The following is a 13430-nucleotide window of genomic DNA, read 5'->3' on the forward strand; positions in this document are numbered from 1 at the left end:
CAATTAAAGGTATATCAAATAGAAGAATAATTTTTTACTCGGCAGAATTCTTGTTTTGATGATAGACAATAGTTTCAAGCTCTTTAGAAAATACAAATTTATTTCTCTTTAAAAAGTCTAAAGTCTTAGATATATCACTAAACTCAGATAATGCCCATGCCTGAATATTGTAATCATAGACAGCCTTTGCCTTTAAGTAGCGACTTTTACCAGACCTACACTCCTGAGTAAGAAAATCTGTAGCTGGAAATTTGATTATAATCTGACCATTTTTATCATAAACAGCTAGCTTACCATAGCTTTTTAGAGATAGTATCTGATCTTTAACTCCTTTAAAGTCTTCCCAATCAAGTAAAGCTTTCTCAGCATTTTCAATTTCGCGATATTTTGAAGCACTCTTGTTATAGTTTTGTTTAAGAGTGTAAGAATCTTCTTTTAAAGAATTATATTTCTCTAGTAGTTCTTTATAGCGTTTATTTAAAGTAAGCTGTGAAATTTCAAGACTAGCATTTTTATTAGAAACTTCAGATTCTATTTGGCGCAGTTTTTGAGTCTGCTTACTAACCTCACAAGCTATAAAGTCAGTTAATCTATTTCTTAAGCTTACAACAAGCTCTTTTTTATCAATACCAAAATCAGTAAATGACTGTTCGAGCAAGGTTAGCAATTTATCTCGTTTTGGGACTGTTTCAACAACCTGCTCATTTTTAGCAAGATCATAAGCTTTAAATCTTGATTCCTTATATACAGTAACTTTCTCAATCAAATCAATCATCGAAATATTACTACCAATAAGTTTACGAATCTTACTGACAGTTATTTCTTCATTTTGTAATCTTAATAAATCACATTTCTCATTGACCTGTTGTTGAGTTACAAGTTCAGCCATACTACTTTTCTTCTTCTCTTAGAGTTAGTACTTCATAGCCATCTTTAGTAACAAGAATTGTGTGCTCCCATTGAGCAGATAAAGATCTATCTTTTGTAACAGCTGTCCAGCCATCTTTTAAAATAGAAACTTTTCTTTTACCAATATTTATCATCGGCTCAATTGTAAAAGTCATGCCCTCTTTCATCTGGGGACCTGTGCCTGCTTTGCCATGGTGCATAACTTGTGGAGCCTCATGAAATTTTGCTCCAATACCATGACCACAAAACTCATCAACTATAGAGTAACCAAATTTCTTAGCATACTTTTCAATAACAGCGCCAATATCGCCAAACCTAGCTCCAGGCTTTACAACTTCGATACCCTTCCACATACACTCATAAGTAACTTCCACAAGCTTTTTAGCCATAAGTGTCGGCTCACCAATCATAAATGTTTTGCTAGAGTCGCCATGATAGCCATCTTTTTTCACTGTAACATCTATATTTACTATGTCACCTTTTTTAAGTTTTTTGTCAGCAGGAATACCATGGCAAACCACATGGTTTATAGAAGTACAAACAGCCTTTGGAAATGCTCTAGGGTCAGAACTATCGTAACTTGGATAAAAAAGTGGTGCTGGATATGCTTGTTGCTCATTAACGATATAATCATGGCACATTTTATCAAGAGCTTCAGTAGTTACACCTTCTTTTACATATGGTGTTATCATTTCAAGAACTTCTGCAGCAAGCTTCCCAGCTATACGCATTTTTTCTATTTCTTCAGGTGTTTTTATCGTTATATCACTCATTAAACTGCTTTTTATTCTTTTGAATTTAAGATATATATTATAAACCATAGTCCTACTGATATATACTCAAATAATGATAAAATTACCTATTCGCTAGATAAATAAGCATATAAAATGTCGATCAAACAAGCTCAAAAAACAGTTGCTGAACTTTTTAAAGATATACCTCACCCTCGCCTAGCAAGCTATATAGCTCTTACTGAAGAAGTTGGTGAACTTGCTAATGAAATAATGAAAAAAGAAATATATGAAGAAACTAACCATAATGAAAATATAAAAGCTGAGATGACTGATGTATTAGTATGTTTGCTAGAATTAGCAAATCTTTATAATGTTGATTTAGATCAAGAGTTAGATAAAAAGATAACTTCTCTAACTCCACGAGTAAAAGAATGGCAAAGTATCAAAAATTTACTAAAGGCTAAAAGAGATAAACTAGATTAATAGTCTAATATCTAAGGCTAATTTATAATCTTTATATTGATAGCTTATCAACATTAAAGTAAACTCTAGTTTTTATATTATTATATTTCTAGTTCACCTCAAATGAAAAAGCTCTTTTTACTTCCTATTTTGGTTATTATATTATTCTGTGTGGCTTTTTCTGACAAACTTATCGTACTAGGTATATTTTCACTTGTACTGTTTAGCTTTCTAGCTTATATGTTTGTTACTTCAGATAAAAACTCAACAACCAATAACAAACTAACAATAATATATGTACTTTTCAGCTTTGTACTAACTAGCTTCTCACTTTGGAAAGTTTTAAATAGTAGCTACTCGTACCATCCACTTATCACAACATTTATATTAAGCATTGTATTACCAAGTTTCTTTTTATTATGGTACAGAGTTATCATAGCCATACATTGCTTTTTTGATAGCCTTATTAGTAAAAATAAAAACATAGATGATTCTACTGATGGTAATTTGGATTTAAGTTGCTCGATTGTAATAAGTACACGAAATGAACCTTTCGATGTATGTAAGATGACTTTTGATTCAGCACATGAGATAGATTATCCAAGACATCTAAAGGAAATCATAGTTGTAGATAATAGTGACTTATCTTTTAAAGATTTTGATAAATGGCAAGACTATGTCAACTCTCATGCAGACTTTTATAATGGAAAATGTAAGTTTATACATAGAGATGGTACTGAAGGCTTTAAGCCAAGAAACTTAGATTTAGCTACAAAGCATATTAGTAATGACTATGTGCTATTTTTAGATGCAGACTCCACTGTTCCAAAAGAAATCTTACATGTTGGTTTAAAAGAGTTTAAGAAAAATGAAAAACTTGGTTTTCTTAGTTTCTTAATAGAAAGTACAAACTATGGTGTGAACTTAATAACAAAAATATCTAGTATTTTTCAAAACACTATTCGTTATTTTAATGAATTTGTTGGTAAAAATGGTTATTGCAACTATCAAGGGCATAACGGTATTTGGAGTAAGAAAGCTCTTCAAGCAATTTCAAAATGGGAAGAATATCACAAATCTCAAGTAATGGTTACCGAAGACATTGCTGCTAGTTTTCGTTGTTATGCAGCTGGATTTATCAGTAAACCGATATTTTTAAAAACTGGTGAATGGGTTCCAACATCACTTAAAGAATTTGAAAAAATGTGGCTTAGATGGTCTTTCGGAGGTATGCAGATTATGAACAAATACCTCTATAAAATCATAAGCTCACCTAAATTATGCTTTCGAGTTAAGCTAGATATGATGTATCTTTTATTTAAAGTTGTTATATCTATAATGCCTTTATTTGCATTATTACTAGTCATCTTTCCAAAAAATAACTTAGGCTTTGTTTGTATCGTTAACTTATCGCTTTTACCTCTTATAATTCTAAGTATATGGTACTACATCTATGGCGACATTAAAGGAAGTATACTAAGTAAAATTGGGCAAATTTATGCAGCAATGTTTATGCTATCATCATTTGTTTTTTGGTGCTGTATAAAGGCTGAGGTTAATTATTATCTCAACCTAAAACAGGGCTGGAAACCAACGAGTAAAACTTTTGATAAACCAGATAGCTGGTTAGTCGTTTTATACAATAATCAAGGTAAGATACTATTTTCTTTAATAGGTATTATATCTGCGGTGTTATCGATGTTTAGATACTATGATAGCCCTGACTTTTGGCTATACTTTTGGTGTATGGTGCCAAGTATGTCATTGTTTATAAATACTATACTATGTGTATTAATACTGGGAAGAAATAAATCTCAAGCCTAAATATAGCCTGGCAATAACTGATAGACTCTAAAAAATGTAGTTTTTCCTAAATAATTTCAAAGACTGTTGGCTTAATCCTTATTGTGTGATAAAAGAAGATGCTTGAGCGAATTCGAAGTCTCAGTTTTCTTTGGATTGTAACAAACATTTCGACTGTCTCAATGATCTTTTGGTATCAAATCAACAGTCTTTTCATATAGTTCAAACTGCCTTGATGAGATAAGTATACATATCTATATTAGGGGCAATATAGTTCTTACACTTAACTAAAACTAGGTAATAATTTAAACTCTGTTGCAAACTGCAAAAATATCATCAATACACCAGCTAAAATTATAAATGATAAATATAGCTTACTAACTAAAGTGTTTGTTCCCTTATCATTACGAACCTTCCACGCCATCATCGCAGGTAAACTAATAAGTAGTACTGCTACAAATATACTTGCATACCCTAAAGCCATCACAAAGCCATGAGGATAGTAAACAGCAAAAATAAATGGTGGCAAATAAGTAATTATAAATACTAATATCTTAGAGCTATGATTTGGTTTATTTAACTTATATGTATCTTGATTGAAATTAAATAACGCAAGTGTCACACCTAAAAATGATGTTGTAACAGCTATTGATGTAAATGTAGTTGCAAAAGTATCTACAGCCAATAAATTATACGAGCTATGATAAGCCTCAACTAATGCTGTAATATCATTACCATGATTTACTATATAATGAAAGCTACCATTGCTCTGTGAATGTAGGGGAATAGTCCCTAAAGTGATAACCTCCCATATAATATACACAATAAATGGCACTACAAAGCCACCAAGTATAATAGCCGTATGCAGATCTTTTTTGTTAGATTTTAAATATGATCGCATACTAGGTAAAACAGTATGATAACCAAAAGATGTTATCAATAATGGTAATGTTATCCATACAAAGTTGATATCTGTAGTCTCTGTCATTATTAGTACTTTCTGCACATATGGAGATATACACATGACTAAAGCTATAAAAGCTAAAAATTTAAATGCAATAAAAATTTTATTCAAACAGTCAACGGCAAAAGCCCCTTTATAGACAAAACTACCAAGTATAAGTATAAATATAATACTGTTAAGCCATAAAGGCATTGATATATCTATATTAGATAATAAAGATTTTAGTAGTGATGAACCTTGAGAAGTATATGCTGCTGTAAGAGCATACATTAGCAATAAAAAACTAAGCCAAGCTATAATCTGACCAAATCTACCAAGAGTTTCTCGAGCCATAGTACTAAAATTTGAACCATCAGGCATTTCTAAATTAACCTCAGCGATCAAGTAACCTGTTGCCATCATCAAAAGAGCGATTACCAATAATACTACCGATGATAATACAAACCCCAAAGATGCTGTAATTAATGGAATAACAAGCATACCCGCTCCAACACAGGTCCCTGCTATAATTAGTGCTGCACCAATTCTTCTTGTGAATGAAGCTCTTTCGATCATAAAACTTTTTTCCAAAAGTATTTTTAAAAAAATAATGTAATCAATGATTATATTGCATATTCAATGCTAATTAAAACAATTTCACATAATTACTGACCTTACTCTCGATCGCTAAAATACAAGAACTCTAAATAAGGCTAAGACATTTAGTTGATGTTTGATTCTCATATCAGTATATTTAATTAGTAGTGATAAATATAAAAACATAAAAATAACGCATGAAAAAACTTTCTACATGGTCAATAATTTTCATCTCAACTGGTGGCATGATCGGGAGTGGCTGGCTCTTTGCACCATACTATGGCTATCAAACTGCTGGTGTAGGCGTTATATTTTCATGGCTTATAACAGCGTTATTAACTTTCTTTGTCGCGTTATGTTTTGCTGAGGTTGCATCAATGCTTCCTATAGTTTCTGGAGCAATGAGGTTTCTAAAGATAACTCATTCACGCTCTTTAGGGTTCTTATTTGTAGTATTAGGGTGGGTAAGTTATTTAGTATACCTACCATTGGAAGCTCAATCTGTAGTGCAATACTTAGGTTTTTGGTTTCCTAGTCTAGTTGATGATAGCAGTAGCACTGGAGTATTACTTTCATATTTTGGTGTTAGTATCGCATTTTTTATTATGGTTGGAATTACTATTTTAAATACTTACCAACTAAAAAATGTTGCTAAAGTAAACAATGTTGTGAGTGTTTGGAAAATCTTTTTACCTATAGCTATAGCCCTTGGTATGCTAACATTTTATGGATCATTTGATAACTTCACACACAACACTTCTTCTACAAGTATAAGTTTTGAAACAATACTTTTAGCTATAACCGGCTCAGGGTTAGCATTTGCATTTTCAGGGTTTCAAAATGGTTTAGTTGTTGCAAACTCTGCAAAGAATCCCAAACTAGCTATTCCACTATCCTTATTTGCTCCGGTTGTAGTTGGCTTAACAATGTATTTATCACTCTCTTTGTTATTTATGTTTTGCTTACCAGCAAGTGCTGATCATTTAGCTGTAAATGTCGCTCCACTGTTAGGGTTATTGAGTTTGTTTGGATTACACTTTATCTATACAGTCTTATTTATAGATGCAATTGTAGCACCACTAGGTACTTCAAATGTATATGCAGCAGTAACAGGCCGTGTCTTACAAGCATTTGGCTTAGAGTTTTTTAAGACATCTATACTTACAAAGCTTAACAAACATGCTGTACCGATCTATTGTGTATGGATCAATTTCTTTATTGGTTTAATATTTCTACTTCAATTTCCAACATGGTCACAGCTAGTATCTTTCTTATCTTCTTTAGTTTTATTTAGCTGCTTGTCTGGTCCGGTTGTACTAATTATTTTTAGAGATAAATTCCCTCAAATGGATAGAAAGTTTAAATTACCATTTCATAAGTTTTTTGGGTATTTAGGTTTTATTTCATGTAGTTATTTTGTGTATTGGTCTGGTACTGATAATCTTAAATATTTATCGATTTTAGTAGTTATCATTATAGCGTTCTATTGGTTTGTATTTGAGCGCAATAATTTCATTAAGATTTTTAAACAAGTGTGGTTTGTCTGCGGCTATATCATCACTTTATGGTTTATCTCTTTTATTCATGAATTAGGATGTATTGCTTTCCCATACGATAACTTGTTAGTCGCAATTATGGGCATACTTTTTTTAAGAATATTTATATCCCATCAAGCTCCCATAGAAATTATAGATAGTAATTTAAAGCTAACTATTGATGAGATAAATAAACTTGAAAGTTGCTAAAACTATATGAATAATCAACTAATATGTTTAAAATGTCTTATATAAGATAAAATAATATAATAAGTAATCATGAAAATTTTTAATCAAACTATCATCGTTCTATTTGTAAGTCTTTTTACAATAGGTTTTGTTAGTGCTGCAGAGATAGATACAAATAATAACATATCCACTAATCCTAGTGATCAATCAAGACATCATCTGTTAGATAAAGATAAAAAGTCTCGAAAAAAAGTAGCTCCCTTCAGAGAAGAAAGACTTGATAGCAGGCATGATAGAAGATCTAAACTACATAACCAACTTGAAGGAAATAATTAGTTCCCAGATTATTAATATAATAAAAAACAATCTATTTAAAATAAAGGAATATATAATGCCAAAATTAAAACCTCAAATAGATACATCTCCATCGGTGTACGCTAAATTTGCTACAATGGCAAATGAACATAATGCTGTTAACTTTACTCAAGGAGCTCCTGATTTTGATACACCTGAGTGGCTTATTGATAGAGCTAATTTTTATATGAAAAATGGCAAAAACCAATACTCGCCTATTGCTGGAACTCCTGCCTTACGTAAAGCTATGATTCATAAAACTAAACTGTGCTATGGAGTTGATATTGAGGTTGATAATATAGCTATCACTGCTGGTGCTCAAGAAGGTCTTTTTACTACTATTTCAAGCTATATCGGAAAAGATGATGAAGTGATTATGTTTGATCCAATTTTTGACACTTATGCTGGTGTTACAAATTTTAATCAAGGAAAATGTGTAAGACTGAGCTTATTGCCAAACGGTAAAATAGATACTCAAGCTATTGCAAATGCTATTACTAATAAAACAAAAATAATAATCCTAAACTCTCCACACAACCCAATGGGAACTGTTATATCAAAAGAAGAATTTAAAGAGATTGCTAATATCATTAAAGATAAAGACATTTTAGTACTTTCTGACGAGGTGTATGAGCATATTTATGCTGGAGATAGCTTTACTAGTGCTATAGAAATTCCTGAGCTATGGGATAAGCTTATAGTGCTACAATCATTAGGCAAAACTTATAACCTAACAGGATGGCGTCTTGGTGTTGCTATTGCTCCAAGTAAAATTATTAAAGAAATATTGTCTATTAAGCAATTCTCTACATTTTCAGCTGTCCACCCAACACAGTTAGCTTTAGCTGAGGGTATAGTTGAGCATCCAGAGTACTATCAAAACCTACATAAACTTTATAAAAAACAAAATCAGTTACTTTCTGAAGGCCTAAAAAACTCAAGATTTAAAGTACTTGAGTGGCAAGGCTCACCCTTTCAAGTATTAGACTATAGCAACATAAGTAATGAAGACGATCATAAGTTTGCAACTAATCTTATCAAAGAGCATGGTGTTGGTTTAATCCCTATATCTACTCTATTTGAAAAACCTAAAAATGGTTTATTAAGATTATGCTTTGCTAAGAAAGATAAAGATATTATAGAAGGGACAAAGAAATTATCTTTGATTTAGTTATCCTGATATACAAAAATTTTAAAGAGTTTTATTTAAACCTTTTTGAATATATTGCTATAAACATTGTTATTAGGAGAAGAAATTACTTTTTCAAGCATTGGCATAAATTCTTCTATCGTCATATTCTTATAATCTAAATCAAATGATGGGCAGTCATATTTTTTACAAAATTGATCAGTATAATCATAATACGGACTATCTACATACTTATCTCTAGCGTTTTCATCTAAACCAATCTTACCCCAGAAATAATATCCTTGAAATACACCGTGATGCTCTATCATAAAGTAGTTTTTTTCTAATATATATGGTTGCAATAATTTAGCAGCAAGTTCACCGTGATTATACGGTGCCAGAGTATCCCCAATATCGTGCAGTAAAGCACAAACAACATACTCATCATCCATACCATCACGGAAAGCTCTTGTGGCAGTCTGCAAGCAATGGTCATACCTATCTATAGGAAATCCTGCAAAATCACCTTTTAACAGGTCTAAGTGAGACACAATATGCTCAATAACTTTACTTGCTGCTTTTTTTTGTTCTAGGGCAATATTCTCTAACTCTTCAGATTCTGCATTTTTTAGATTTGTAAATGACATAATAGTACCCCTTTTATTGATTAAAATAGTGACTACAAAACTATACTTTAGCTTATGCAAAACCCAGTGTCAAGTAACAAAAAATAAACTCTCCCGCCAATTATCAAAGTGAATTGAACCTAAAATTTCATCAAATATAGACTATGACTGATTTTTAACCACATGATCATTTGCAAGGTGCTTAGACCCACGAATATTTGCTTTTATTATATCAATTAAAGCCGAAGATCTTATTGTATCGCCTTGTTTACCGTACTTAATTGAGATTCTTGTCGTGTCATCTGATGTTTTTGCCATCACAACTTCAACAAAATCTGAAGGATTATTTTCACTAATAGCACCTACTACTGCCTTACTATCAGTCTTCTCATTTATTCTTAAATCATAAGCACTATTATTTGCATCATAAGTTTGCCCCTTATTTATGGCCTCTATAGTAGCAGAATACACTTCCTCAAATTTCTCATGTAAGGTAACCATCAAAAATCCACCTTTATACTCCGTACCATTATTATTTCCAAACATAGCACAGCCTGACACGAGGATTAATATAGCTGACAAAATTAATATATTAGTTTTTAATCTTAATGTTTTCATTGTTTATATAATTGTAAGCATTTAATAACTTTGATTATCTTATTAGATTATTTATTTGTCAAACAATTTTGAGGACTATTGCCTAGTTACACTATATATAGAATAACCCTTCATTTTTTACAAAAAAAAATGTTAAAATTCAGACAGTATAAAATATATAGGTAGACATTAATGAACACTTTAAAAACAGCCATCATCCAAACAGATATCATCTGGAGTAACAAAGAAGCTAACTATAAGAATTTTGAAAATAAAATAAAAGATATTAGTGATGAAACTGACTTGATTGTACTACCTGAAATGTTTAATACTGGCTTTATAATGAACCCAACAAAAGATGCTAGCAATGAGGCTGATGTTATAGACTGGATGAAAACTCAAGTTAAAGATAAAAATTGTGCTATAACGGGAAGTGCTGCAACTTTTACCGATAGTAAAGTAGTAAACCGTCTATATTTTGTCACATCTAATGGTGAAGTACATACTTATGATAAAAACCATCTTTTTCTCCATGCTGGAGAAGGTAAGAAGTATCGTGGTGGTAATGATAGAAAAATTATTTCCTATAAGGGCTTTAAAATACTTTTGACAGTTTGTTTTGATCTTCGTTTCCCTGTGTTTAATTGTAATGCTAATGAGTACGACATACTTCTAAATGTCGCTTGTTGGCCTGAGTCTCGCCGTGAGCATTGGATGGCATTACTAAAAGCTCGTGCAATTGAAAATCAAGTATATGTGATAGCATGTAATAGAGTCGGTAACGATCCTAATTTCAGCTATTCTGGAGATAGTATGATTATAGACTATAATGGTGATGTGTTAACACACCAAGAATTTATTGAAACTATACTGTATGCTGATCTAAATAAAAATACTCAAATAGAGCATCGTGAGAAATTTAACTTCTTAAAATCGCAAGATAAGTTTACTCTGCACCTCGAATAATCTTCGATAGCTTCTGCAACATTGCATTTATAAATTTAAAGCCTTCTTCTGTTCCCATACTAAAATCAATCTCTACATATTCTTTTATAATAATTTGATAAGGATTTTCTAAGCATTCGATAAGCTCAGCAATCGCAACTTGAAGCACTGCAAGATCAACGTGGTTAGTAAACTCTATTCCATCTCTTGAGTTATCAACAATGTATTGATTTATTTGTTCTTCATTTGTCTCAACAGCATCTATCAGCCTATTAAAGAAGTTCCAATCAGTTTGATGCCTTTCAGCATTATCTGCATAAAATTGTACTTTTAATTCTGAATAAGTGTTGCCTGCTACTTTTTTTTGATACAAAGCTTGCACTGCATAAAGTCTTGCATTATTTCTAGCTTTAGCGGTAGTTTTCATTGATTGCCTTTAGTGTTTTTTTTAGATGATTTGGTATATCATTATTTACAATCTCCTATTATACCTAACAATTTTAAAATATGCATAAATGGTGGCAAGAAATTAACTTAAAAGATATGTCTAGTGAGCAATGGGAATCTATTTGTGATAGATGTGGTCTTTGTTGTCTTAATAAACTCCAAGATGACGAGTCTGATGAAGTTTTCTATACAACGGTTAGTTGTAAGCTTTTAGACACTGGTAAATGTCAATGTAGCTCATACGCTAAAAGAAAACAAATTGTGCCTGACTGCATAAACCTAACTTACAAACAACTAAAAAACCATGCTCATAAATGGCTTCCAAATAGTTGTAGCTATAAGCTTCTATATGATGGTAATGATTTACCAAGTTGGCATCATCTAAACAACGATGGTTCAACTGAGCAAATGCACGCACAGAAAAAATCAGCTAAGCACTTTGCAATATCTGAATACGAACTTGGCGAAGATGACTATTTAGAAGATTTTATTATTAAGTTAGATTAATCTCATCGAGAAATATAAAGTGATTTTTTTATTTGTTATAGTCTTTTTGAAATAGTAACGCTATATATAAAACAATAGTAATAGCAAAGAATAAAGTTATTACAAGAGTACTATTAAACATTCCGTTATCATTTAGTATCCCAAAAATATAAACAAAAGTCATGTATGCAAATAAACTCCAAGAAGACATTATCGCAAGTTTTGCTTTTCCAAGATTAAACCCATAAAAGTTAAATAGATAAAGAACAAAGAAAATTACATGTAATAATAATCCCCACAACAAAGCTTTTTCTCCAGCTTCAACCAGTAGATATGTCAAAACTATAAACATAATAAAGCTTAAAATAGAACCTCCCGGCATTTTGAAAAGTCTTTTTTCTTGATCTTGTTTTGTCATTCTAAGCTTTGCAAATGCTACAGGAATAGCTACACATGAGATTATCTGAAATACAGTTACGATAATCATTATTTCTTGCCAATTCTTAAACGACATCGGAATTGCACAGGCTACTATTAAAGAAAATATTAATGCTCTTCTTGGGTTATTATTTTTTGTTACTTTTGCAAAATATTTTGGTACTTGATTGTCTTTTGCCATACCATTAAACATTCTCGCACCTGAACCAAGATACAAGATACCAGCACCAGAAGGACTCACAGCAGCATCTGCATATAAAATCATAGCCCAAACATTTATATTTAGTAAGATTAATAGCTGAGCTAATGGCGAGGTGAAATTCATATTCTCCCAGCCTTTACTAATAATATCAGTAGGTAATGCTCCAATAAATGCTGCCTGAAGTAAAAGGTATATACTCAAACTTATTACAACAGATAGTACTAGAGCGATTGGGATATTTCTTTGTGGATTTTTTATCTCACTACCAAATGTCGCTATCATACCAAAGCCATAAAAAGCATAGAAGATACCGCATACAACTACAGCACCTACAATTCTGTTAGCTCCCATCGGTGCAAAACCATAGTCTGTAAAGTTGCTAGGATTAAATGCTACATACATCAAAATCAAAGCTGTTGTTATTGGGATGATAACTTTAAAGCAAGTAATAATATTGTTGATTCTTGCAAGAGCTTTAATCCCCCAAAAGTTCACAAAACCATATATTACCATCAGTACAAACATTGCACCTAAACCGTATGCTGTAAGCTCATGACTTGAATAAAAGATATGCTCTATATTTGGAAAAGTTGCACTTAAGTATTGCACTGTTGCTGAAGCTTCAGATGGAATTATGATAACCAACCCTAGCCAGTTTGAAATTGCAATCACATAACCGAAATCTCTATTTCTATGACTTATTGTCAATAGTCTTGAAAAAAGAGCAGTTTCTTTGTACATTGTCGCAATTTCTGCAAGTAATAAAGCGAGTATAAGAGCTAAAGTAGCACCTATTATCCAAGAGATAAATGCTGAAGGCCCTGTATATTGAGCTGCGTAATATGCTGCAAAAAGCCAGCCACTTCCGATCATACAACCAAGACCAATACCTACAGCGGTAAATAGACTTGGTTGTTTATTGAGATTTGATAAATCTGCTGCCATTGTTTTAAACTCCAAATAAATTTTAATTAATTTAATACAGTCTACGATGCAATAAATAAACATCGTAAATACTCTTATGATTTCTTGAT

At 31.6% G+C, this 13430-nt stretch carries 14 protein-coding genes; 7 read left to right on the forward strand and 7 right to left on the reverse strand.

Annotated elements, in window-relative coordinates; genetic code table 11:
* Positions 1-34: 34 nt before the first annotated feature.
* Both FLM55_RS02880 and map read right to left on the reverse strand, forming a co-directional pair.
* Entirely contained in the window at positions 35-889 is an 855-nt protein-coding gene (locus FLM55_RS02880; protein ID WP_178947925.1) for a hypothetical protein, read from the reverse strand.
* Between the two features lies 1 nt (position 890).
* Positions 891-1682, reverse strand: a complete 792-nt coding sequence (gene map, locus FLM55_RS02885) for a type I methionyl aminopeptidase (RefSeq protein ID WP_178947926.1) — start codon at positions 1680-1682, stop codon at positions 891-893.
* 114 nt (positions 1683-1796) lie between these two features.
* Here map and FLM55_RS02890 point away from each other — a divergent pair, with 114 nt between their 5' ends.
* Positions 1797-2126: a MazG nucleotide pyrophosphohydrolase domain-containing protein gene (locus tag FLM55_RS02890; protein ID WP_178947927.1), complete on the forward strand. Its 330-nt coding sequence runs from the start codon at positions 1797-1799 to the stop codon at positions 2124-2126.
* Between the two features lie 102 nt (positions 2127-2228).
* Positions 2229-3929, forward strand: a complete 1701-nt coding sequence (locus FLM55_RS02895) for a glycosyltransferase family 2 protein (RefSeq protein WP_178947928.1) — start codon at positions 2229-2231, stop codon at positions 3927-3929.
* A gap of 262 nt (positions 3930-4191) precedes the next feature.
* Here the strand turns inward: FLM55_RS02895 and FLM55_RS02900 are convergent, their stop codons facing one another.
* On the reverse strand, positions 4192-5427 hold the full coding sequence (locus FLM55_RS02900) for an amino acid permease (RefSeq protein ID WP_178947929.1): 1236 nt from the start codon (positions 5425-5427) through the stop codon (positions 4192-4194).
* 218 nt (positions 5428-5645) lie between these two features.
* Here FLM55_RS02900 and FLM55_RS02905 point away from each other — a divergent pair, with 218 nt between their 5' ends.
* The 3 genes from FLM55_RS02905 to FLM55_RS02915 all read left to right on the forward strand — a co-directional run bounded on the left by FLM55_RS02905 (position 5646) and on the right by FLM55_RS02915 (position 8697).
* Complete coding sequence (locus FLM55_RS02905) at positions 5646-7193, forward strand: APC family permease (protein ID WP_178947930.1); 1548 nt, start codon at positions 5646-5648, stop codon at positions 7191-7193.
* A 69-nt stretch (positions 7194-7262) separates the two neighbouring features.
* Positions 7263-7508: a hypothetical protein gene (locus FLM55_RS02910; protein WP_178947931.1), complete on the forward strand. Its 246-nt coding sequence runs from the start codon at positions 7263-7265 to the stop codon at positions 7506-7508.
* A 55-nt stretch (positions 7509-7563) separates the two neighbouring features.
* Complete coding sequence (locus tag FLM55_RS02915; protein ID WP_178947932.1) at positions 7564-8697, forward strand: aminotransferase class I/II-fold pyridoxal phosphate-dependent enzyme; 1134 nt, start codon at positions 7564-7566, stop codon at positions 8695-8697.
* A 35-nt stretch (positions 8698-8732) separates the two neighbouring features.
* Here FLM55_RS02915 and FLM55_RS02920 read toward each other — a convergent pair whose 3' ends face one another.
* Both FLM55_RS02920 and FLM55_RS02925 read right to left on the reverse strand, forming a co-directional pair.
* A complete protein-coding gene (locus FLM55_RS02920; RefSeq protein WP_178947933.1) occupies positions 8733-9302 on the reverse strand; it encodes an HD domain-containing protein in 570 nt (189 codons plus the stop codon).
* Between the two features lie 141 nt (positions 9303-9443).
* Positions 9444-9899, reverse strand: coding sequence for a DUF3568 family protein (locus FLM55_RS02925; protein ID WP_178947934.1), 456 nt, complete (start codon positions 9897-9899; stop codon positions 9444-9446).
* A 171-nt stretch (positions 9900-10070) separates the two neighbouring features.
* Here FLM55_RS02925 and FLM55_RS02930 point away from each other — a divergent pair, with 171 nt between their 5' ends.
* On the forward strand, positions 10071-10844 hold the full coding sequence (locus FLM55_RS02930; protein WP_178947935.1) for an amidohydrolase: 774 nt from the start codon (positions 10071-10073) through the stop codon (positions 10842-10844).
* On the opposite strand, the gene nusB is transcribed toward FLM55_RS02930, so the two are convergent.
* Complete coding sequence (gene nusB / locus FLM55_RS02935; protein WP_178947936.1) at positions 10825-11250, reverse strand: transcription antitermination factor NusB; 426 nt, start codon at positions 11248-11250, stop codon at positions 10825-10827. The two genes, FLM55_RS02930 and nusB, sit on opposite strands and share 20 nt — an antisense overlap.
* Positions 11251-11330: 80 nt before the next feature.
* Between nusB and FLM55_RS02940 the strand changes: the two genes are divergently transcribed.
* Positions 11331-11777 carry a YcgN family cysteine cluster protein gene (locus FLM55_RS02940; RefSeq protein WP_178947937.1) on the forward strand — a complete coding sequence of 149 codons (447 nt, stop codon included), beginning with the start codon at positions 11331-11333 and terminating at the stop codon, positions 11775-11777.
* Positions 11778-11805: 28 nt separating this feature from the next.
* Here FLM55_RS02940 and FLM55_RS02945 read toward each other — a convergent pair whose 3' ends face one another.
* On the reverse strand, positions 11806-13341 hold the full coding sequence (locus tag FLM55_RS02945; RefSeq protein ID WP_178947938.1) for an APC family permease: 1536 nt from the start codon (positions 13339-13341) through the stop codon (positions 11806-11808).
* Positions 13342-13430 lie beyond the last annotated feature (89 nt).

The organism is Francisella sp. Scap27 (assembly GCF_013394105.1).
GTDB lineage: Bacteria > Pseudomonadota > Gammaproteobacteria > Francisellales > Francisellaceae > Francisella > Francisella adeliensis.

Bases quoted from the DNA above. Each gene is read 5' to 3' on its own strand.
- FLM55_RS02880 (WP_178947925.1), bottom strand. From the start codon at position 889: ATGGCTGAACTTGTAACTCAACAACAGGTCAATGAGAAATGTGATTTA.
- map (WP_178947926.1), bottom strand. From the start codon at position 1,682: ATGAGTGATATAACGATAAAAACACCTGAAGAAATAGAAAAAATGCGT.
- FLM55_RS02890 (WP_178947927.1), top strand. From the start codon at position 1,797: ATGTCGATCAAACAAGCTCAAAAAACAGTTGCTGAACTTTTTAAAGAT.
- FLM55_RS02895 (WP_178947928.1), top strand. From the start codon at position 2,229: ATGAAAAAGCTCTTTTTACTTCCTATTTTGGTTATTATATTATTCTGT.
- FLM55_RS02900 (WP_178947929.1), bottom strand. From the start codon at position 5,427: ATGATCGAAAGAGCTTCATTCACAAGAAGAATTGGTGCAGCACTAATT.
- FLM55_RS02905 (WP_178947930.1), top strand. From the start codon at position 5,646: ATGAAAAAACTTTCTACATGGTCAATAATTTTCATCTCAACTGGTGGC.
- FLM55_RS02910 (WP_178947931.1), top strand. From the start codon at position 7,263: ATGAAAATTTTTAATCAAACTATCATCGTTCTATTTGTAAGTCTTTTT.
- FLM55_RS02915 (WP_178947932.1), top strand. From the start codon at position 7,564: ATGCCAAAATTAAAACCTCAAATAGATACATCTCCATCGGTGTACGCT.
- FLM55_RS02920 (WP_178947933.1), bottom strand. From the start codon at position 9,302: ATGTCATTTACAAATCTAAAAAATGCAGAATCTGAAGAGTTAGAGAAT.
- FLM55_RS02925 (WP_178947934.1), bottom strand. From the start codon at position 9,899: ATGAAAACATTAAGATTAAAAACTAATATATTAATTTTGTCAGCTATA.
- FLM55_RS02930 (WP_178947935.1), top strand. From the start codon at position 10,071: ATGAACACTTTAAAAACAGCCATCATCCAAACAGATATCATCTGGAGT.
- nusB (WP_178947936.1), bottom strand. From the start codon at position 11,250: ATGAAAACTACCGCTAAAGCTAGAAATAATGCAAGACTTTATGCAGTG.
- FLM55_RS02940 (WP_178947937.1), top strand. From the start codon at position 11,331: ATGCATAAATGGTGGCAAGAAATTAACTTAAAAGATATGTCTAGTGAG.
- FLM55_RS02945 (WP_178947938.1), bottom strand. From the start codon at position 13,341: ATGGCAGCAGATTTATCAAATCTCAATAAACAACCAAGTCTATTTACC.